The sequence below is a fragment of the Actinomadura soli genome (assembly GCF_005889715.1).
Lineage (GTDB): Bacteria > Actinomycetota > Actinomycetes > Streptosporangiales > Streptosporangiaceae > Spirillospora > Spirillospora soli.
Genome location: NZ_VCKW01000002.1, coordinates 32,024 through 52,414, shown reverse-complemented (window position 1 = coordinate 52,414; position 20,391 = coordinate 32,024). Strand labels below are relative to the sequence as shown.

The 20,391-nt window shown below is 71.4% G+C and carries 20 protein-coding genes and 1 pseudogene; 11 read left to right on the top strand and 10 right to left on the bottom strand.

Annotated features, from left to right (window positions below):
- Positions 1–84: 84 nt before the first annotated feature.
- Positions 85–669, top strand: a complete 585-nt coding sequence (locus tag ETD83_RS00995) for a TetR/AcrR family transcriptional regulator (RefSeq protein ID WP_138643127.1) — start codon at positions 85–87, stop codon at positions 667–669.
- Between the two features lie 11 nt (positions 670–680).
- Here the strand turns inward: ETD83_RS00995 and ETD83_RS00990 are convergent, their stop codons facing one another.
- The 3 genes from ETD83_RS00990 to ETD83_RS00980 all read right to left on the bottom strand — a co-directional run bounded on the left by ETD83_RS00990 (position 681) and on the right by ETD83_RS00980 (position 2,575).
- Positions 681–1,760 carry an amidohydrolase family protein gene (locus tag ETD83_RS00990; protein WP_138643126.1) on the bottom strand — a complete coding sequence of 360 codons (1,080 nt, stop codon included), beginning with the start codon at positions 1,758–1,760 and terminating at the stop codon, positions 681–683.
- Positions 1,761–1,778: 18 nt separating this feature from the next.
- A complete protein-coding gene (locus ETD83_RS00985; RefSeq protein ID WP_138643125.1) occupies positions 1,779–2,009 on the bottom strand; it encodes a hypothetical protein in 231 nt (76 codons plus the stop codon).
- A gap of 62 nt (positions 2,010–2,071) precedes the next feature.
- Entirely contained in the window at positions 2,072–2,575 is a 504-nt protein-coding gene (locus tag ETD83_RS00980; RefSeq protein WP_138643124.1) for a DUF1269 domain-containing protein, read from the bottom strand.
- Between the two features lie 394 nt (positions 2,576–2,969).
- Between ETD83_RS00980 and ETD83_RS45215 the strand changes: the two are divergent.
- The 5 genes and pseudogenes from ETD83_RS45215 to ETD83_RS00960 form a co-directional block, all read left to right on the top strand.
- Positions 2,970–3,407: pseudogene (locus tag ETD83_RS45215) on the top strand (alkyl sulfatase dimerization domain-containing protein); the annotation flags it as partial.
- 21 nt (positions 3,408–3,428) lie between these two features.
- Positions 3,429–3,920 (top strand): STAS domain-containing protein, encoded by a 492-nt coding sequence (locus tag ETD83_RS45210; RefSeq protein WP_268920391.1) that lies wholly within the window; start codon positions 3,429–3,431, stop codon positions 3,918–3,920.
- A gap of 114 nt (positions 3,921–4,034) precedes the next feature.
- A complete protein-coding gene (locus ETD83_RS00970) occupies positions 4,035–5,414 on the top strand; it encodes an LLM class flavin-dependent oxidoreductase (RefSeq protein WP_138643122.1) in 1,380 nt (459 codons plus the stop codon).
- A 94-nt stretch (positions 5,415–5,508) separates the two neighbouring features.
- On the top strand, positions 5,509–6,033 hold the full coding sequence (locus ETD83_RS00965; RefSeq protein ID WP_138643121.1) for a flavin reductase family protein: 525 nt from the start codon (positions 5,509–5,511) through the stop codon (positions 6,031–6,033).
- A 20-nt stretch (positions 6,034–6,053) separates the two neighbouring features.
- Positions 6,054–6,569, top strand: a complete 516-nt coding sequence (locus ETD83_RS00960; RefSeq protein ID WP_138643120.1) for an NADPH-dependent FMN reductase — start codon at positions 6,054–6,056, stop codon at positions 6,567–6,569.
- Positions 6,570–6,617: 48 nt separating this feature from the next.
- Here ETD83_RS00960 and ETD83_RS00955 read toward each other — a convergent pair whose 3' ends face one another.
- The 3 genes from ETD83_RS00955 to ETD83_RS00945 all read right to left on the bottom strand — a co-directional run bounded on the left by ETD83_RS00955 (position 6,618) and on the right by ETD83_RS00945 (position 11,668).
- Positions 6,618–7,028, bottom strand: a complete 411-nt coding sequence (locus ETD83_RS00955; protein ID WP_138643119.1) for a hypothetical protein — start codon at positions 7,026–7,028, stop codon at positions 6,618–6,620.
- Between the two features lie 97 nt (positions 7,029–7,125).
- Entirely contained in the window at positions 7,126–8,892 is a 1,767-nt protein-coding gene (locus tag ETD83_RS00950) for a phospholipase D family protein (protein WP_138643118.1), read from the bottom strand.
- Position 8,893: 1 nt separating this feature from the next.
- The gene (locus ETD83_RS00945) at positions 8,894–11,668 is read right to left on the bottom strand and encodes a hypothetical protein (RefSeq protein ID WP_205717425.1); all 2,775 of its coding nucleotides are present in this window, start codon (positions 11,666–11,668) and stop codon (positions 8,894–8,896) included.
- A gap of 210 nt (positions 11,669–11,878) precedes the next feature.
- Between ETD83_RS00945 and ETD83_RS00940 the strand changes: the two genes are divergently transcribed.
- The 4 genes from ETD83_RS00940 (at position 11,879) to ETD83_RS00925 (ending at position 15,266) form a co-directional block, all read left to right on the top strand.
- Positions 11,879–12,442, top strand: a complete 564-nt coding sequence (locus ETD83_RS00940; RefSeq protein WP_138643117.1) for a toxin-antitoxin system HicB family antitoxin — start codon at positions 11,879–11,881, stop codon at positions 12,440–12,442.
- 77 nt (positions 12,443–12,519) lie between these two features.
- Entirely contained in the window at positions 12,520–13,377 is an 858-nt protein-coding gene (locus tag ETD83_RS00935) for a DUF4097 family beta strand repeat-containing protein (protein WP_138643116.1), read from the top strand.
- Positions 13,378–13,407: 30 nt separating this feature from the next.
- Entirely contained in the window at positions 13,408–14,466 is a 1,059-nt protein-coding gene (locus ETD83_RS00930) for an ATP-binding cassette domain-containing protein (RefSeq protein ID WP_138643115.1), read from the top strand.
- Positions 14,463–15,266 (top strand): ABC transporter permease, encoded by an 804-nt coding sequence (locus ETD83_RS00925; RefSeq protein WP_138643114.1) that lies wholly within the window; start codon positions 14,463–14,465, stop codon positions 15,264–15,266. Before ETD83_RS00930 ends, ETD83_RS00925 begins: the two co-directional genes overlap by 4 nt.
- Positions 15,267–15,339: 73 nt before the next feature.
- On the opposite strand, the gene ETD83_RS00920 is transcribed toward ETD83_RS00925, so the two are convergent.
- Both ETD83_RS00920 and ETD83_RS00915 read right to left on the bottom strand, forming a co-directional pair.
- On the bottom strand, positions 15,340–16,320 hold the full coding sequence (locus ETD83_RS00920) for an NAD(P)-dependent alcohol dehydrogenase (protein WP_138643113.1): 981 nt from the start codon (positions 16,318–16,320) through the stop codon (positions 15,340–15,342).
- A gap of 110 nt (positions 16,321–16,430) precedes the next feature.
- The gene (locus ETD83_RS00915) at positions 16,431–17,198 is read right to left on the bottom strand and encodes a TetR/AcrR family transcriptional regulator (RefSeq protein WP_171063961.1); all 768 of its coding nucleotides are present in this window, start codon (positions 17,196–17,198) and stop codon (positions 16,431–16,433) included.
- 158 nt (positions 17,199–17,356) lie between these two features.
- On the opposite strand from ETD83_RS00915, the gene ETD83_RS00910 reads away from it, so the two are divergent.
- Positions 17,357–18,466, top strand: coding sequence for a DUF6461 domain-containing protein (locus tag ETD83_RS00910; RefSeq protein WP_205717424.1), 1,110 nt, complete (start codon positions 17,357–17,359; stop codon positions 18,464–18,466).
- On the opposite strand, the gene ETD83_RS00905 is transcribed toward ETD83_RS00910, so the two are convergent.
- Together ETD83_RS00905 and wecB are read right to left on the bottom strand one after the other, a co-directional pair.
- Entirely contained in the window at positions 18,463–19,134 is a 672-nt protein-coding gene (locus ETD83_RS00905; RefSeq protein ID WP_205717423.1) for a family 16 glycoside hydrolase, read from the bottom strand. The genes ETD83_RS00910 and ETD83_RS00905 overlap by 4 nt on opposite strands.
- Positions 19,135–19,156: 22 nt before the next feature.
- Positions 19,157–20,293 (bottom strand): non-hydrolyzing UDP-N-acetylglucosamine 2-epimerase, encoded by a 1,137-nt coding sequence (gene wecB, locus ETD83_RS00900; protein WP_205717422.1) that lies wholly within the window; start codon positions 20,291–20,293, stop codon positions 19,157–19,159.
- Positions 20,294–20,391 lie beyond the last annotated feature (98 nt).

The window sequence follows — 20,391 nt, the reverse complement described above, 5'->3', positions numbered from 1 at the left end:
CGCCCGGTTGCGGCACGACCGAACGTACACAGCGTCTTAGACAAGTTTCAAGACGTTTGTCTAAGACGCTGATATCATTCCGGGGTGGGAAACCGAGAGAAACTGCTGATCGCCGCCCGGGAGTGCCTGGAGCGGAAGGGCTACACGCGCACGACCGCCCGTGACGTCACCGAGGCGGCGGGGACCAGCCTGGCCGCCATCGGCTACCACTTCGGCTCGACGGAGGCGATGCTCAACACCGCGCTTCACCAGGCGATGGAGGAGTGGGGCGACCGCCTGGAGCGGACGATCGGGGACGCCGGCGACCGGTCATCGTCCCCCGTCCGGCGCTTCGAGCGGGTGTGGGCGCAGATCGTCGCGTCGTTCGAGGACGACCGCGCGCTGTGGGCCGTGCTGTCGGAGATGCTGGTGCAGGCGCAGCACGTCCCCGAACTGCGCGAGTCGCTCACCGCGAGCATGGCCGAGGGACGCTCCGGCCTGGCGGAGATCTTCGGCGACATCGCCGCCCCCGCCGATCCCGGCAGCGCCCGGCTGATCGGATCGCTGTGCCAGACCCTGCTCACGGGCCTGATGATGCAATGGCTGATCGACCCGGAACACTCCCTGACAAGCGGCGAGCTCACCGACGCGTTCCGCCTCCTGGCCACGACCGCACTGACCGAGCACTAAACCGCGGGTCCTCAGCGGAGTCGACGCCCTGCGGCGAACGTCGCGGCCGGCCGCCGGAGCACCTCGGGGTCGTCGCGGGGGTCGTCGTCGTAGGTGACCAGATTGGCCGGACGACCCGGCGCGAAGTCGCCGGTCGTGTCGTCGATGAGCAGGTAGCGGCGTGCGTCGCTGCTGGCGGCGGCGAGCGCGCTCCGCGGGGGGAGGCCCAGTTCGGTCAAGAGGCGGACCTCCCGGGGCAGGTTGCCGACGGCGTCGGTGCCCGCCAGGACGGCGACGCGGTGCCGGACGGCCTCGTCCAGCAGGTGGGCGAGCCGTTCGCGGCGCTGGGCCAGGCGCCGTCCGCGCCCGGGGTCGTCGGCCGGTGCGGGCGCCAGGACCGCGCAGAGGGTGGGCGTCCAGGCGCCGCCCCGGGCGGCCAGGGCGCGCAGGGCGTCGCCGGTGAGAGCGTCGCCGTGCTCGATGGAGTCCACGCCGGCCGCGACCAGGTCGGCGGCCCAGGCCGTGGTGGTGTGCGCGGCGACGCGGGCGCCCTCGGCATGGACGGCCTCCACCAGCCGCCGGACGTCCTCGATCGGGTAGGTCGGCACCGCCAGATCCGGACGTGTCACGCCCTGCTCGATGGCGGGGAAGTCGGCGATCAGCTTCACCCATCGTGCTCCCGCGGCGATCTGGGCGCGGGCGGCTTGGACGAGGTCGTCGGCGGTCACCGGTTCGTAGAGGGCAGGGAAGTATCCGCCGGGCGGGGCCAGGAACCGTCCGGCCGCCAGTAGCCCGGCGCCCTCGTCGGCGGCGGGCATTCGCAGGGTGACGGGGCCGGGGCTGCCCATGTCGCGTACCAGCGTGATCCCCGCCTGTAGCGCGGTGCGCAGGTTCCGCTGGGCCTGGGGGAGAGGCAGTGGGCGCGGACCAGCGCCGTCGTCGGCGATGCTCAGATGGCAGTGCGCGTCGACGAGTCCGGCCAGTACGAACCGGCCGGGGAGCGGCTCGGCTTCCGGGGGCGGAACATCGGTCCAGCGCCCGTGCCGGTCGACCCCGCCCTCCACCGGATCGCCGTCAGGTAGCCCGACCGCCGTCACCCGCCATGGCTTCATGACGACCACGCTAGGCCGTCAGATGTGGTGGTGTTCGGCTTCGAGTTCGGTTGCGAGGGTCGCTCGTTCGGCCTGGTGCCGGGCGAGGAGTGCGGCGCTGAAGTCAGCCCAGGCGGCTTCCTGGTCCGCGGTCATCTGGGCGCCGTCGACCTCGGATTCGACGTCCGGATGGGCGTCGAGGAATTCCGCGAACAGGCGGCCCATCTCCATGCTGTGCCGCCGGTTGAGCTGGACGCGTCGGGGGTCCATCGGCCCATCCTCGCAGAGCGCCCGGCGGCTCCAAGGGGAGCCGCCGGGCGCGGAGACGCGGGTCAGGCGGGTTGCGGTGCGCGGGCGGCCTTGACCGCCTCGCGCAGGTGCTCCTCCTCGTCGGCGGACAGCGACGTCTGGATGATCGTGCCGCCCAGCGGCGCCATCTCCGGGATGACCTTGTCCGGGTTGCGCTTGTCGACCAGGACGAACACGGCCGCGCCGCCGGGCGTCAGGTGCTCGCCGAGGTTGTGCATGAAGTCGTCGTCGATGCCGGCGTCGGACGCGGCGCCCATGGCGGCGCCGGTGGCCCCGCCGACCGCCATGCCGAGCAGCGGCATGAAGAAGATCAACCCGATGAGACCGCCCCAGGCCGCACCGCCCAGCGCTCCGCCGGCCGTGAGGTTGCGGGCCTGGTGAAGCTTGATCTTGCCGTTCTGCTTGCGTTCGACGACGACGACGTCCGCCAGCTCGATGACGTGTTCCTTCTGGAGCCGGACGAGCTTGTCGCGGGCCTGTTCGGCGGTGGCCAGGTCGTCGTAGGCGACGGAGATCAGGTCGCTCATGCGTTTCCCCCGGTTGGTCTGTTCCCTGCCGATGGGGCAGGAAATATACGTATGTCTTTCCTACCTCTGTAATCGCCAGGTCCTCCGGCGCGTTCGTCAAGATTCCGTTGTGCCGGGCGATGAATTGGCAAAGGGGCGCGGAGGGGCCGCCGGAGAGTTCTCGATCTTTTGTCCTGCGCTGGTCGTGGGTTCCCGTCAGGCCGGGAAGTTCTCGGATACTGGCGAAATTCACTTCGAGGAGAAGTCGTGGGCGCTATGCCGTCGATGGACGACCGGGCCGATTTCGAGAACGCCGACAAAGGGTTCGTCGGGTCGGCGTCGCAGGCGAAGATCAAGGACGCGTCCGGCCGGGTCGTCTGAGACCTCGACGCCTACGCCTTCCGACGGCAACCCCGCGCATTTATGGGAACTGCCGCCTGAGGAGTCGGCGAGGAAGCACGTCGAATTCATGGGCGGTGCTGAGAACGTCCTGACCAGGGCGAGGGCCGCGTTCGAGGGCGGGGAGACGCGGTGGGCCGCCCAGGTCCTCAACTACGTCGTCTTCGCCGACCCGGGCAATTCCGAGGCCCGCGAGCTTCTCGCCCGGGTCTACGACGCGCTCGGGCAGGGCAGCGAGAACGGCACCTGGCGGAGCTACTACCTGCAAGGTGCCACCGAACTGCGCGGAAACAAACCCGCCGCCGCCCTCGACAGCGCGTCCCCGGACGTCCTCAAGGCCCTCAGCGTCGAGCAGGTCTTCGACTCCATCGCCATCCGCGTCAACGGTCCGCGCGCCTGGGAGCAGCGGCTGACCGTCGACTGGAACTTCACCGACCTCAAGGACGAGGTCAGGTTCTGGATCGCGGCCGTCTGCATGCTCGGCGTCCCGGTGCTCGGCTCGCCGGCCGCCGTGGTGATCGCGTTCCTGCTGTCGGCGGTGGAGGTGGTGCGGCGCGCCGCGCGTCCCGGCGGCACGACGCTGCGGCCCGGCCCGGACGGCCGCTTCACCGCGGCGGCCCGCCCGCAGGAGGCCGCCGCCGGCCTGGTGCTCTACCGGTTCGGGAACGAGCTGTTCTTCGCCAACGCCGCCGAGTTCGCCGCCGAGGTCGACGACCTCACGGCGGCGGGGGACGTGCGCTGGTTCGTCCTGGACGCCGAGGCGATCACCGACATCGACACCACCGGCGCGCAGACCCTGGCGGAGATCGCCCGCAAGCTCGCCGGCCGCGGCGTCATCTTCGCCGTCGCCCGCGCGCCCCGGTCCCTGCGCGACCTGCTGGCCCACTACGGCCTCGGCGACCTCACCCACTACGACTCCAACGAGGCGGCGCTCGACGCCTACCGGCAGGACGGGGCCCACCGATGATCGAGGCGTTCGCGGTACGCGGTCGGCCTGCCCGTCTCGCCGTAGTCCGTCTTGAGGTATTCCTACTTAAAAGGTAGGATTTGCATGAAATTGACTGGAAGGAGCGGGCGGACGATGACCGCGCGACGGCTGCACCTCAACGCCTTCTTGATGAGCAACGGACACCACGAGGCGGCCTGGCGGCTCCCGGGCGCCGACCCCTTCGTCAACCACGACGCGGCGTACTTCACGCGGCTCGCGCGGACCGCCGAGCGCGGCCTGCTGGACTCGGTGTTCTTCGCGGACAGCCCCTCGATCATGGGAGAGGTGGCACAGCGTCCGACGAGCGTCCTGGAGCCGACCGTCCTGCTGGCCGCGATGGCGACCGCGACCACGCACGTCGGGCTCATCGCGACGGCGTCCACCACCTACAACGATCCGTACAACCTGGCCCGCAGGTTCGCCTCGCTGGACCACATCAGCGGCGGCCGGGCCGGCTGGAACATCGTGACCACCGCGACCCTGGACGCCGCGCGCAACTTCGGCCTCGACGAGCTGCCCGCGCACCGGGACCGCTACGAACGCGCGGCCGAGTTCGTCGACGTCGCGCGCAGGCTCTGGGACAGCTGGCGGGACGACGCCGCCATCGGCGACAAGTCCGGCGGCACATGGGCGGTCCCGGAACGGGTGCGCGCGATCGAGCACTCCGGGCCCTACTACCGGGTGCACGGGCCGCTGAACACCGCGCGCCCACCCCAGGGGCATCCGCTGCTCGTCCAGGCGGGCTCGTCGGAGCACGGCCGGGACTTCGCCGCCCGCCACGCCGAGGCGATCTTCACGGCGCAGCAGACCCTGGCCGACGCGCAGGCGTTCTACGCTGACGTCAAGCGCCGCGGCGCGGCGGCGGGACGTGACCCGGAGCAGATCAAGGTGCTGCCGGGGATCGTCCCGGTGATCGGGAGCACCGAACGGGAGGCGCGGGCGCTCGACGAGGAGCTCGACCGGCTCATCCTCCCCGAGCACGCGCGGGCGCAGCTCGCCGGGACGCTGCGGCTGGACCCCGAGCGGCTGCCCCTGGACGCGCCGCTCCCGGCCGACCTGCCCGCCGAGGACGAGATCGAGGGCGCCAAGAGCCGGTACACGCTGATCGTCAAGCTGGCCCGGGACGAGAACCTCACCGTGCGCCAGCTCATCGGCAGGCTCGGCGGCGGACGCGGGCACCGCACGTTCGCCGGCACCCCGGAACAGATCGCCGCCACCATCGAGCACTGGTTCACCGCCGGCGCCGCCGACGGCTTCAACGTCATGCCGGCCGTGCTGCCCTCCGGGCTGGAGGCGTTCGTGGACCACGTCGTCCCATTGCTGCAGGCGAGGGGCCTGTTCCGCACCGAGTACACCGGCACCACGCTCCGCGAGCACTACGGGCTTCCCCGTCCACCGGACGGCCGGACGCCGCCCCTCGCCGGGCCCGTCCGCCCCGTGACCGCCCTGACCGGCGGGAAGGCGGGTCGATGAGCCTCGACCGGCAGCTGCGCCTGAACCTGGTCGTCCACCCGGCCGGTGGTCCGCCCAGCGGGTACGCGGAACCGGGCACGGAAGGACGACCGTCATGACCGCCCCGCATCCCGCCGCGCCGCGGCACCCCCTCGACGGCGTCGGACCAGACCTGTTCAGGGAGGCGCTGGGACGTCACGCCTCCGGCGTCGTCGCCATCACCGCCATCGTCGGCGGCACCCCGGTCGGGCTGACCGCCACGTCGTTCACCAGCGTCAGCCTCGCCCCGCCGCTGATCTCCTTCTACATCGCCGACTCGTCCACCACCTGGCCCGAACTCCGCCGGGCCCGGCTCTTCGGCGTCCATCTCCTCGCGGCCGAGCAGGCGGACCTGGCCGCCCGCTTCGCCGCCAGGGGAGCCGACCGGTTCGCCCCGCCCACGGCGTGGCGGCCGAGCGAGGAGAACGTCCCGCTGATCGACGGCGCCGTCGCCCACGTCATCTGCGACCGGCACGAGACCCATGCCATCGGCGATCACTGGCTCGTCGTCGGGCACGTCAGGCGAGCGCTGCTGAACCGCCAGAGATCACCGCTGCTCTACCACAAGGGCGCTTTCGGCGGCTTCGCCCGGCTCCCCTAACCCGGTTCCGGAGGAACGACATGTCCATCACCGTCCTGGTCGGCAACCCGCGCCCCGCGTCCCGCACCGCGCTGGCGGCGGTCAGCGCCGCCCGCGCCGTGTCCCATCTCGTCGGGGACGAGGCCGAACCGCACGTCATCGAACTGGCCGGCCTGGCCCCCCGGCTCTTCAACCGGAAGGACCCGTTCGTCGCCGCGGCGGTGCGCCAGGTCAACGAGGCCGACCTACTGATCGTGGCGAGCCCGACGTACAAGGCGACCTACACGGGCCTGCTGAAGGTCTTCCTCGACCAGATCGACACCGGCGCCTTGGCGGGAACCGTCGCCCTTCCCCTGCTGGTCGTGGGCTCTCCGGCCCACTCCCTGGCGGTGGAGGTGCACCTGCGTCCCCTGCTGGTCGAACTCGGCGCCACCGTCGTCACCCCGGGCCTGGCGGTCGAGGAGGGCGACATCCCCCGGATCGAGGAGATCACCACCGCATGGGCGACGCGGGTCGAACCCCAGCTGCGCCCGCGGCCGGACGTCGTCCGCCGGTGACCCAGGCCGGGCGATCCGCGTCGCCCGGCCTGCCGCCCGCCGGACGCGCTACGCCGGGCCGTAGTCCACGGTGTAGAGCGCGTCGTCCAGGTTGAAGACCAGGCTTCCCCGGTCGCCCTCGATCACGTCGGAGCCGAGGTGGTCGTCGGAGTCGCCCGGCAGGTCGCCGTCCTTGTCGTACAGCGTGATCTGGTCCCCGGTCTTGGCCCTCCGGTTGATCGGCCGGTGGTTCGGGTGGTCGTGGTCGCAGTTGATGGAGTCCGCCGTCGACCAGACGGTCCTGCCGTTGATCTGGAGATAGATCTCGTCGCCGCCCGAGGTGTCCTCGGTCTCGTAACAGGTGAGCCTGAGCAGGTTCACCTCGGCCTTCGTCCTGGTCTCCTGCGCGGTGGCCGCGGCAGGCGCGCCGCCGGCCAGAACCAGCGCGAGGACGGGCACGGCGAGCACACCCCGGTTCACAAAAGACCTCATTGCCACGTCCCCCTCATGGGTCACTCATCATGATCAAGTAATCACGGATAGTAATCAGATCTGGCGGCCAATGTCCACGCCCGCGTCAGGGGAGCAGGTCGGCGTCGGGGTCGATCGACTCCGTCCACAGCCGGTTCGCGCCGGGGTCGTCCCGTACCAGGCCCTTGGATCCGAGGAGCTCGCTGTACTCCAGCGCGCTGGCGTCGACGACCATCGCCTCGGGGGGCGGCTTCCGCCAGACCTTCAGGCCCTCCTCCCAGGATTCGAGCCGGGCGCGCGGGACGGCCAGGTGCTTGTGCCACAGGTTCACGCGCAGGTCCCGGGCGAAACGATGGCCGCCCATCCTGCCCATCAGGTCGTCGGTGATGCCCGCGGCGATCTCGCTGTCGAAGGTGTAGCCGCGGTCGTTGACGTTGACGGTGCCGATGACGGCGAACTCGTCGTCGACGAGGCACGTCTTGGCGTGGACGTAGGGCCCGCACCATTTCTTGCGCTCATCGTCCGGGCTCGCTTTCAGCGAGAACATCCGCCATTTGCGCCCGCTGGGATCGGCCGCGGCGAAGTCGGTACGCCACTCGTTGCGCGCTCCGACGAGATAGGGAAACTCGTTCGGGAAGGAGACCTCCTCTATGTCCCTCCCGTATTCGTCCTTCATGACATTGCCGTCCTTGTCCTTCTTCTTCTCCCTCTTGAGCAGCTCCTTGTAGTGCTCGAAGGTGGTCGATTTCTCCATGAGGATGAGCAGGAACTTGAACTGGGGATCGCGGAGGCGGTCCACCAGCAGCGCCTTGAGCCGCCGGCTCACCAGGTACTGGTCCTCGATGTAGATGTAGTGGCGCGCCTGGCCGACCGCCTTCTTGACCAGTTCCCAGGCGGTCCGCTCCCCTTTCGGCGCGAACCCGTACCTCTCCTGCGACCTGTTCATCCTGCCCAGGTCGGCGTAGGTGCGGCCGATGGCGACCGCATACGATCCGGGTGCCCGCGACCCGCGTCCGAGAGTGACGGACGGGACGGGCGCGGGCGCCTGTCCGGTGGCGACCAGCGCGAAGTCGGCCTCCACCCGCGCCCGCGGCATCGCGAACTTGGCGGCGTCCAGCCGGTGGGTGTCCGAATGGTCGAGCCACCTTTCCCGGAAGACCCGCAGCAGCACTGCCGCGGCCGGGCCGGTGACGCGGAAATGGACGTCGTGGTACGGGTCGTCGCCGACGCGGCTGCCGTTGACGTCCATGCCGCCGGTGAACGCGATCAGGCCGAGCGCGCCGTACACGACGAGCAGCTTCTGGTGATGAGCACTGCCCGCCGGCAGGACGGGAATGCCGCCGTACCGCAGGAACGGGAGCTTCCGGTCCAGGATCGCCAAGCCGTTGGGCAGGCCGTTGATGAAGTCGGTGATGGGGACGTTGTTGCCGCCGGCCGGATTCATTTTCGGATCGTTCGCGACATCCGGGTTGTCCCAGAACACGCCCCGGATCTGGGCCTTTGTCTTTTGCAGCAGGTCGCGCAGCCTGACCGCCGGGGAGCCGCCCGCCGCCTCCAGCATGACCGTCACCGGGTCGACGCCCCAGCCGAGGAGGTAGATCCGGTGGTCGGCGGACGTCGCGGTGGCGATCGCGGTGCCCATGTCGTGGAACGCGCACCTGCCGTAGATATACGGGACGACGGCGTTGCCCATCGTCGGCAGCGCCGCATCGGGGTACCAGCCGCGCAGCTTCGCCAGCACCTGGTCAGGTTTTCCGGCGCCCCGCGGATCCGACGCGTCGGGGGAGGGCTTGTGAGGCAGCTTGGCGACTTCGGCCGCGTCCTCCTGGCAGGTGGTGAACGGTTTCGATGCTCCAGGTGGTTTGGGCGGCATGTCAGCCGCCCTCCGCCGGGTTGTAGGTGACGGTGATGTCGATGCCGGACGTGGGCGTGTACTCGTTCCACTCGGCGATCAGCTCGCCCTTCTCCCCGGGCTGGGTGACCTGGAACGGGGACGCCGCCGTGCCCGTGTGCGCCTTGAGGAGCCGGCCCACCCTGATGTGGGTCGCGTCCGGGATGTCGACGATCGTCTGGGCCTCCTGGTCGTGGTCGAGCCCCCGGACGGAGTCGATCACCACCTGCGCCCCGGCCAGGAAGCCCGCGCTGCTCGCCACCTGGATCGAGACCGGGCCCGGGCTCGGGCCGACGCTGACCGGGGACGTGGTGATCACCGCGTCCTGCAGCCGGGTGGCCGTCTTGCCGGGATTGGCGGCCGGGATCCCGGGATAGTTGCGGTCGTCGTAGGCGGCGATCTCCTGGGCGATGGTCCAGTACGGCGACTCCGGGTCAGGCGCGTGCGGGTCGTCGAGCAGGCCGCGGTCGACGAAGTTCGCCCACCGCGTCTCCCAGCCCCGCCGGACGGTCAGCACGACCCGGGCGCTGCCCGCGCGCAGGAACGCCTGCCGCGTGGCGTCGGGGTGTTCGAGCTGCCTGATGAAGTCCCAGCTGGCGGGCACGTCCCAGAAGTAGGAGTAGAGGAACGTCACCACGTTCTCCCACTCGATCGCCTGGTTGACGAACCGGACGATCTCCTCGTACTGCCGCACCAGCGTCCACTCGATGGAGTCGGGGTTGATGGCGCCCGACTCGAAGCCCGTGCCGTGCGCGACGTCCACCCCGGCCTCCTCGAGCACCGTGAGGACATCGCCCGGCACCGTGGGGAAGCGGTTGCCGAGCAGGTACCGCAGCACGCCCTTCATCACCTCGTCGTTCTCCTCGCGCCGCAGCGTGAGGGTGTCGACGTCGGTCAGCCGCTCCTCCAGCGCCGCGATCCTGCCCGCGATGTCCTGCTGCTCGGCGAAGTACTGCGTCTGCGCCGCGTTGTACAGGACGTTCCACACGTCCGCGCGCCACTGCTCCATGGACTCCTTGGTGGGGACGCACCGGACGGTGAACACGATGGTGGCCGTGCCGACGTCCTCGAACAGCAGCCGGATGGGCTGGGTCTCCGTGGCACCTGCCAGGAAGGGGGTGCCGTCGTGGGCGAAGAGGTGCTCGTCGGCGTAGTCCTTGTGGTGCCCCCACGGTTCGAAGCTGATGTTGGTGCCCATGACGGTGAACCGTCCGGCATGCTCGGCGTGCTCCAGACTGGCGTTCATCACCACCAAGGCGACCTGGTAGCCCGGCGGCACGGTCGCCGTGACCTTTCCGCTGTGGCGGCCCTCCCCCAGGTCCAGCCCGTCCACGGACAGCGTGAGGGTCTTCGTCGGCGCGGGCGGCGGAGGCGGCGCCGGTGCGTGGTACCGGTCGGCGAGCACCAGGTAGTGCGGCTGGTCGGGGGTGGGCGGGTCCGTCACCGGCGGCTTCGGATCGTCCGCGCGGATGTCGGCCGTGATGTCGCTGTGCGGGAGGTTGAACACGAACGGCCCCAGCCGGGCCTTCAGCGCGGCCAGCTCGACGTAGGACCGCCGGATCGACGCGGCGGGCTCCGGCAGGACGATGTCGTACGTCGAGCGCAGCCCGTGCCGGTACAGGCGCACCCGCCACTTGCGCATCATGCTGTAGTAGTCGACCCGGATCGGGTTGGTGTCGTGCGGATTGCGCAGCGTCCGCGTGGTGGTCTGCGACGTCCCGGTCACCGTGGTCGTCGCGATGGTGACCTTGTGCTCCTGCTTGGCGCGGGAGGACGCCTTCTGCGTCAGGCCCGTCGCGTGCTTGCGGCTCTCGCCCGCCGACTGCGACTCCTTGCCCTGCCCGGTGAAGGACGACGTCACCGACCCGGAGATCAACGGGATCCCACCGGAGACCGTGCCGGTGATGTTGAACTGGTTCGAGTGCTCCTGCTGGGAGTTCGTCGACTGGGACAGCTCGGTGTTGTCGGTCACCCCCGTCTCGCTCAGCGTCTCCAGCGAGTCGGTGACGATCGAGGTGAACTCCTTCTTCTGGACGGACCACTCCTTCTGCGTCACCGCGGTCTGCTCCAGCGGCGCCAGCGGGACGGTCCCGACCAGCTCGCCGCGCTCGATCCCGGCGGGCGTCATCTCCAGCCGCTCCAGGTTCAGCGCGCCCACCAGGGACGTCTCGCTGCCGAGCTCCAGCCCCTTGACCGCGAGCAGGGCGCGGTGCAGGTCGTTGCGCGCCGCGCCGGCCGCCGTGTCCGCGCCGGTCGCCGTGTCCGCGCCGGCCCTCTCGGCGGTGCACCGCTCCAGGTCGGCGCGACGCAGCTCCACTACGGCCCGGCCGAACCTCTGGAGCACCTCGACCGGAACGCCGGCGAGCACCTGCGCGGCCGGCAGCAGCGGCGGGACGCCGGGTTCCTCGAACGAGGCCAGCAGTTCCAGCACGGGTTCGTCCGGCACGGGTTCGTCCGGCACGGGGGCCGTCGCGGCTTCCGCCCCGGTGCCCGCGTCCGCCTCGCGGAGCCGCCGCACCGCGTTCTCGACCTCTGCCGGGCGCAGCCCGAGCCGGTGGAGAAAGCCCAGCTTGGCCATCGCCTGCCCTGCCGACCCTGACGGGACGCGCAGCGGCACCAGGGTCGCCTTGTGCAGCTCCCTGGTCGCGCTCTCGATCAGCGGCGACGGCGGGGGAGGGGGCGTGCTCTCGGGCCGCCCTGCCGCGCCGGGATTCTCGATCACTTCACGGCCGTCGGTAGCGGCCCTGCTCTCCGCCATTTCGTCACTCCCCGTGATGGGTGTTAACGCTGGCGACAATACGTGGCCACTGTGCATCGTCGACCGACTACTTAGAGGCATGCTCGCGTCCCCAATCGTGACGGAGTGGTGGCCTTTTGGATGGGGTGCGCGGATGTGACGTCGCGTGCGCGTCAGAGTGACGTCAGTTTGGCGCTTGACATGACGTCGATCTGACGTCATGATGGGGGCATGGATCTGATGCCGTACGTGGAGAACCTCCGCCGCGAACTCGTCGTCGCCGCCGAGGCGGGCGGGCCGGACGCGCGCGCGCTGGCCGAGCGCCTCACCGGTGTCCTGGAGTCGGCCACGCGGCTCGCCCTGCTGGAGGCGCTGTCGGCGGCGGCGGACGAGATCACCGGTGAGCTCGCGCCGGGGTCGGTCGACGTGCGGCTGCGCGGCGGCGAACCGGCGTTCGTGGTGACGCCGCCGCAACCGCACCCGGGAAGCGCGGCCGACGCCGGAGCGGAGGCCGCGTGGGAGACCGGGCCGCCGATGGCCGGGCCTCCTGCGGCCGGGCCGCCCCCGGCCGGGCCTCCGGTGGGTGAGGAGGGCGGCACCGCGCGGATGACCCTGCGGCTGCCCGAGCACCTCAAGGTGCGCGTGGAGGAGGCGGCCGGCGCGCAGGGGATCTCGGTCAACGCCTGGCTGGTCCGCGCCGTCTCCGCCGCGTTCGAGACCGGTGCCGGAGGCCGTCCCGCCGCCCGGCCGCAGCAGCCCCAGTCCGGGCGCAGTTACACCGGCTGGGTGCGCTAGCCCGCAGCCCGCCGCATCACTCATCGCCCGGCCCCGAGGCCGGGAAATTCCACCAGACCCATTTGGAGGGCTCCGCCATGCCTGCTTTCGACACGCCCCAACCGATCATCGCCGACATCGACGTCTTCGCCGGCCAGGTCCACATTCACGCCGGCGACCGTGCCGACACCGTGGTCGAGGTACGTCCCAGCGACCCGTCCATGGAGGCGAGCGTGCACGCCGCCGAGCGGACGGTCGTCGAGTTCTCCAACGGACGGCTGCGCATCAGGGGACCCAGGCCTAAGGGCCTCGGGTACCTGCGGTCCTGGCGCGGGTCCATCGAGGTGACCGTCGAGATGCCGACCGGGTCCGGCGTCGAGGCCGGGGTCGCCGCGGGGGGCATGGCCGGCTTCGTCGCCACCGGCTCGCTCGGACGGACCGTCCTGCACAGCTCGAACGGCGACCTGCGCCTGGAGGAGACCGGGCCGCTGGAGATCAGGACGTCCATCGGCGAGGTCTCCGTGGACCGGGTCACCGGGCCCGTCGAGGTCACCGGCTCCGTCGCGGCGATCCGGATCGGGACCGTCGACGGGTCCGGCCTGGTGAAGAACTCCACGGGCTCCATCACGCTCGGCGAGGTGACCGGCGACCTGCGGCTGAAGACCGGCACCGGTGACATCACCGTCGACCGCTCGCTGGCGGGCCTGGTCCTCACGTCCGCGCACGGCCGGATCCGGGTCGGCGCCGCGGCGCGCGGCAACGTCCAGGTGGAGGGCGGCCACGGGAAGGTCGGCATCGGCATCCCCGAGGGCACGGCCGCCCTGCTGGACCTGAGCTCCAAGAACGGCGTGGTGCGCAACACCCTGACCTCCGCCGACGGACCCGAGACCACGGACAACGTCGTCGAGGTGCACGCCCACACCAACTGGGGCGACATCGACGTCCACCGGTCCTGACCCCCTGAACAGAACGTAAGGAGACCCCTCATGAGCGACGCGATCATCGCCGAAGGGCTGGTCAAGAGGTATGGCGAGGTGACCGCCCTGGACGAGCTGAGCTTCTCCGTCCCGCAGGGGACGGTGCTCGCCCTGCTCGGCCCGAACGGCGCCGGGAAGACCACCACGGTAAGAGTTCTGACCACATTGCTGCGCCCCGACGCCGGCCGCGGCATCGTCGCCGGGCATGACGTCGTCGGCGACGCCCGCCGGCTGCGCGCGAAGATCGGGCTGTCCGGCCAGTACGCCGCCGTCGACGAGCACCTCACCGGAGCCGAGAACCTGGAGATGGTCGGGCGCCTCTACCACCTCGGCGCGAGGCGCAGCAGGGCCCGCGCCCGCGAGCTGCTCGAACGCTTCGACCTCACCGGCGCCGCCGACCGTCCGGTGAAGGGCTACTCCGGCGGCATGCGCCGGCGCATCGACCTCGCCGGCGCGCTGGTCGCCGACCCGCCGGTGCTGTTCCTGGACGAGCCCACCACCGGCCTGGACCCCCGGGCCCGCACCGCGCTGTGGGACACCATCTCCGAACTCGTCTCGGGCGGCAGCACCCTGCTGCTGACCACCCAGTACATGGAGGAGGCCGACCACCTCGCCGACCAGATCCTGGTGGTCGACCACGGCCGCGCCATCGCCCGCGGCACCGCCGACGAGCTCAAGGACCAGGTCGGCGGCAACCGCATCGAGCTGACCGTGACCGACGCCGCCGAGCTGGACACCGCCCGGGAGACGCTCGCCTGGGTCGCCGTCGGCGCCATGCGGACCGTGCCGGAGTCGCTGCGGCTCACCGTCCCGGTCACCGACGGCGCCGAGGCGCTCCGCCAGGTCCTCGGCCGGCTCGCCGACGCCGGGGTCCGGGTGCGGGACGCCGGTCTGCGGCGGCCCACCCTCGACGACGTCTACCTCACCCTGACCGGGCACCGGGCGCCCGGTTCCGGCACCGACTCCGACCCCGAGCCCGGCACCGACCCCGAGCCCGGCACCGACCCCGAGCCCGGCACCGACCCCGAGAGCGGCACCGACCCGCGGGCCCAGGAGGCCAACCGATGAACGCCATCACCCTGCCCATCGCCGACGGCTGGACGATCGCCAAGCGCAACACCCTGAAGATCAGGCGGCAGCCGGACCTGCTCAGCGGCGCCCTCATGCTCCCGATCGTGCTCATCCTGCTGTTCGCCTATGTCTTCGGCAGCGTCATCGACGTCCCGGGAATGTCGTACAAGGAGTTCCTGCTGCCCGGGATCTTCGTCCAGGCCGTGATCATCGGCGCGCAGACCACCGGCTACACGCTGACCCTCGACCTGCAGAAGGGCATCTTCGACCGGTTCCGCTCGCTGCCGATGGCACCGTCCGCGGTGCTGATCGGGCAGACCGTGAGCGACCTGCTGATGAACCTCGCCAGCCTGGTCGTCATGGCGGGGATGGGGCTGGTCGTCGGCTGGCGGGTGCACACCTCGCCGTACGAGGCCGCCCTCGGGTTCGCGCTGCTGCTGGCCTTCGCCTACGCGTTCTCCTGGTTCACCGCGACGGTCGCGCTGGCCCTGCGCACTCCCGAGAACTTCAACAACATCGCCACGATGGTCTCGTTTCCGCTGATGTTCGTCTCCAACGCGTTCCTCGACAGCTCCAACCTGCCCACGCCGCTCCGCGTCGTCGCCGACTGGAACCCCGTCTCCGCCTTCACCCAGGCGGCGCGGGAACTGTTCGGCAACACCAGCACCGCGATGACGACCTCGGACGCCTGGCCCATCCAGCACGCCGTCCCGGCGTCGCTGCTCTGGATCGTCGTCATCCTGGTCGTGTTCGTCCCGCTGGCGACCCGCCTCTACAAGCAGGCGGTCAGCGCCTGACCGGCGAGCACAACGCAAGGCGCCCATTCGCCGACGCGGGGGCGCCTTCAGCGTTGCCCGGCCGGGCGGCCGGTCAGAAGGTGATGGCGACCTTGCCCCGTGCGTGTCCGCGCTCGATGTAGCGCAGTGCCTCGGGGATCTGGTCGAACGGATACGTCCGGTCGATGACGGGTGTGAGCCGGCCGTCCTCCATGAGGCCGGCCAGGAGGCGCAGGTCGGCGGAATTGGGCTTCCAGTGGACGGTGCCGATGCGCTGCCGGACGAAGGGCGAGGCCAGCGCCCCGCGGAACACCTGCGCCGCCGGGCCGAGCAGCCTGCCCCGGCCCGAGGCGATGCCGCCCACGATCACGAGTGTCCCGCGGGAGGTCAGGGGGCGCCGCAGCCGCGCCAGTGACCGGTCGCCGACGATGTCGATGAGCAGGTCGTACCCTCCCTTCCGCGCGGTGAAGTCCGCGCGGGTGTAGTCGACGACGTCGTCCGCCCCGAGGGAGCGGACCAGCTCGACGTTGCGGGTGCTGCACACACCGGTGACCTCGGCCCCGAACGTCCTGGCGAGCTGGACGGCGAACGTGCCGATGCCGCCGGAGGCGCCGTTGACGAGGACCCGCTGCCCGGCGGCGATCCTCCCCACGTCCCGGAGCGCCTGAAGCGCGGTGTGCGCGGCCATCGACACCGACGCCGCCTGCTCGAAGGTGAGCCGGGCGGGCTTGACGGCGAGCCGGTTCTGCGGGACGGCGACCATCTCGGCGAACGAGCCCAGCCGGACCTCCCCGAAGACCTCGTCCCCGGCCCGCAGCCCGGTCACCTCGTCGCCCACCCGCTCGACCACCCCGGCGAGGTCGGCGCCGGGGACCAGGCCCGGCTTCGGCCGCCGCAGGCCGACGCTGAGCCGGACCAGCTTCGGGTCGGCCCCCACATGGCGCCAGTCGTAGGGATTGACGGACGCCGCCCGCACCCGGACGAGCACCTCGTCCCGGGCGATGGCGGGTTCGCCGACGTCCTTGAGCGCCAGCACGTCGGGCGGGCCGTAGCGATCCCAGCTCCAGGCTTTCATCGGCTCTTCCTTCCGGCGGGGCGTCCGGCCGTCGTACGGCGTAAGGTTGTCATACGCCGTAAGGCTATCGTACGGCGTAAGGGAGTCAAGGGGCGGTGCGGAAGAGGGGATCAGTGGCCGGCGGTGCGGCGCCGCTCCAGCCCTTCGAGGATCAGGTCGAGCGCGAACTCGAACTCGAACTGGTCGTCGCAGAAGCCCAGGGTGCCGTCCGGATCGTTGTGGACGGCCTCCGCCAGCATCCCGGCGAGGTTGGGGAACTGATCGGCCATCTGCTCCATGAGCTCCGCGGCCCCGGCGTCGGCCGCGGTGTGGCCCCCGGCGTCGGCCGCTCCATTACCGGCTCCCGCCTCGCCGGGCTGGGCGCTGTCGGGAGTGAACAGCTCCTGCGTGAAGCCCAGGGCACGGCTGCCCAGGACGTGCAGCGCCCGGTGGGCCAGATCGTAGGAGAACCCGCCCGCCCGGAGCACGGCGACGACGTGGTCGTAGTACGCGATGACGAGCGGGCTCGTGGTGCTGCGGCTTTCGAGGACCTGCGGGGCCCAGCGGTGGCGCAGGAAGACGTCCCGGGCGGCGAGGATCTGCGCGCGAAGCGCGGCCTGCCAGTCCCGTTCCGGAGGGGGAGCCTCGGCGTGCTCCACCGCCGCCATGATCTCCCCGAGGATCACCTCGACGATGCCGTCGAACACGGCCTCCTTGTTGGCGACGTGGTGATACAGCGACATCGCCTCGACCCCGACCTCCTGCGCGAGCCTGCGCATGGTGAGCGAGCCGAGGCCGTCACGGTCGGCGAGCGCCACGGCCGCGCGCAGCACCCGCCTGCGGCTCAGCGGAATCCGCGGCTGCTCGGTCACCTCGTCGGCGCCGGTCCGTGGGGTCATGGATGGATCTACCTCCCGGCGAACGCGCTACCCGTACACGGTAAGCCTGCCCGCTCCCGTCCGGGCACCTGCCGTGTCCAACGGATTCGCCGTCCTTTGTCACAGGACGCTGGCATGCTCTACGGGGCCAGGCCCCCGACGACCCTCCGGAGAAAGCCATGCTCAAGGTCACGCACGACGGCGTCGAGTGGATCGACGATGGCGGACCGCTCGGCGAGATCTTCTGCCTCACCTTCCTCAAGGGGGTCGATGAGACCGAGGCGCTGTCGCGCCTGGGCGGCCTGCCGGACACGCTGCGTCCCCGCACCCTGGAGGAGGCGGGCGAGGCGTACCTGTCCTACGAGGCGGGCTACGCGGAGTTCGCGTTCGCGCTGAACCTGGGCGACTGGACGGTGCTCATCGAGCCCGACGGCTTTCAGGGGTCGCTCATCGAGCCGCTGGCGGCGCTGTCCCGGGGCACCGAGGCGGTGGCGGTCCAGCGGCACGACTACGCCGACCACGCCTTCCGGTACGCCGTCGACGGCACGCTGGTCACCGGATTCGAGCCCACCTGGCCCGACCACCGCTGGGGGAGCGAGCCCGACCGGCTTCTCGGCCAGATGCGCGCCGTCGGCCTCCACCTGGACCTTGACATCGACGACGAAGACGAAGAAGACGACGAAGACGCCTACGTGCCGAGCGCCTACGTCCCGGCGCTGCTGCTCGCGGGTCTGATCACCGGCGCCGTCCCGCACCCGGACGCCCTGGCCGGGGAGCTGCCGTCCGCCGAGATCGAACCCTGGTTCAGCGCCGCCTCGCCCTCGCTGTCCCACGGCCCCACCGACCCCACCATGGTCGCGGCCCTCCAGTCCGCGCGGCCGGACGCGCTCCGTGCGGTCGCCGCGCGCGAGACGATGCGCCTGGCCTCCGTTCTCGGCCTGGACGGCACTCCCGGCCTGGCGGAGGCGGTCGCCACTGCCGGGCGCGGCGAGCCCGTCACCGTCCCCCCCGGTTCCGAGCTCGGCGCGCACGTCCGCTCCTGGCTGACGCGCTCGCGTCAGGCGGGCCGATCGCTCAACGACCCGTTCGCCCGCGCCAAGCTGGGCGACGACGAGCGGCGCGCCGGCCTCCTGCTGGGCTGGTTCACCAGTGCGCTGAACGCCGCGCTGTGGCCGGAACCGCAGGCCGCGGCCCGCGCCGTGCTCCGCCCGCTGACCGAGGGCCCTCCCGAGTTCCGTGACTCCGCCGCGGAGACCGGCGCTTTGCGCACCCTCCGCGGCAACGCCTAGGTACCGGGCTGGACGGAGATGTCGCGGAATTCGACCTCGGCGTCCTCGGTGTAGAGGCCGACGGAGCCTCCCGTGTAGGGGCGTTCCGCGTCGGTGAACTCGGTCACCGGCCGTCCGCCCACCCGGACGGTCATGGTGGCGCCGCTGTGGACGACGCTGACCTGATACCACTTGCCGAGGGTGAACGCGCGATCGCCGGTGGCGAGGAACCGCTGGCCTCCCCGGTAGGAGGGGTCGCGCTTGCCCAGCTCCCAGCCCGTGGGCTTCAGGATGAAGTAGTAGAAGTGGTGTTCGTCGGAGTAGGCCCAGACGACCCACGCGGCCTCCCAGGGATTGGGGGCCTGCTCGCGCAACTGGGAGACGGTGCGGGCGCGCAGGCGAAACGTCATGTCCGCGTAAGGGGTCTGGGAGACGACCAGGCCCGCGTGCGTCTCCGCCGGGTCGGTGGCCGGTTTCGGACGCAGCGAGATGACCCCGCCGCGGGCGCCGTTGACGCCGTGGCCGTCGAACACCGCCCGCCAGGAGCCGTGGACGGTGCCGTCCCGCCACCGGACGAACCGGTCCCCGCCGCGGTCGACCACGGTGGTCACGGCGGCGATGGTGAGCAGGGTGGCCAGGGCGAACGCCGGTGACCACCGGAAGGCGCGGGGCATGGCGGAGGGCGACATGGTTGCCATCATGCGGCAGGGCTCAGTCCCGTGCCGGGAAGCGCGCGGCGTCCGGCCGGAGGCAGCCGCGGACCAGCGCGGCGAGGATCCGCTCGGCCGCCCGGCCGTCTCCGAAGGGGTTGACGGCGCGGGCCATCCGGTCGCGTTCCGCGGGGTCGTCCAGGAGCCGGGACGCCGCGGCGTAGACCTCGCCGGGGTCGGTCCCGACGAGCCGGGCGACACCGGCGTCGATCGCCTCGGGACGTTCGGTGGTGGTGCGCAGGACCAGCACGGGCTTGCCCAGGCTGGGAGCCTCCTCCTGGACGCCGCCGGAGTCGGTGAGGACCAGGTCGCAGGCGGCGAGGGTCGCGGTGAAGTCGGGGTAGCCGAGCGGCTCGCAGATCGTGACGCCGGGATGCCCGGACAGGCCGGGGAGCAGGGCCTCGCGCACCGCCGGGCTCTTGTGGAGCGGTAACAGCACCTCGCAGTCGCCCCGGTCGGCCAGGCGGCGGACGGCCCCGGCGAGCCCGCGCATCCCGCTGCCCTGGTTCTCGCGGCGGTGCAGGGTCACGAGGACCCGCTTGCCGGCGGTGCGGAACGCCGCCTCGCCCCTGCCCTGGCGCAGCATCCAGTGCAGGTTGTCGATGACGGTGTTCCCTGTCGTCCGGACGTCCGGGCCCGCGATCCCCTCGGCGCGCAGGTGCGCCGCGGCGCTTTCGGTCGGCGCGAAGTGCCAGCGGGCGATGCGGGCGATCAGCCTGCGGTTCAGCTCCTCGGGGAACGGGTTGTACAGGTTGCCGGTCCGCAGCCCCGCCTCGACGTGGGCGACGGGGATCTGCTCGTAGGACGCGGCCAGGGCGCCGCACAGCGCGGTGGTGGTGTCGCCCTGGACGACCACCACGTCGGGACGTTCGGCGCGGAGGGTGACGTCGAGGGCGGTGACCAGGCGTCCGGTGAGCGAGGACAGCCGCTGGCGGTCGCGCATCACGGCGAGGTCGGTGTGCGCCTTGACGTCGAGGGCGGCCAGCATCGGCGCGAGCATCTCCCGGTGCTGGCCGCTGCTCACCACGAACGGCTCCCAGAGCGGGGAGGCGTCCATCGCCCGGACGACGGGGGCCAGCTTGATCGCCTCGGGCCGGGTGCCGAGGACGATCACGGCCCGGACCGGAGGTTCGGTCACGACGTTCCGCGGCCGGTTCCGTGCGGGGTCACGCTGAGGGAGGACGGCCATGTTTCTGCTCCTCGCAGGCATGTTCGGAAAGCGCGACGGCCGACGGG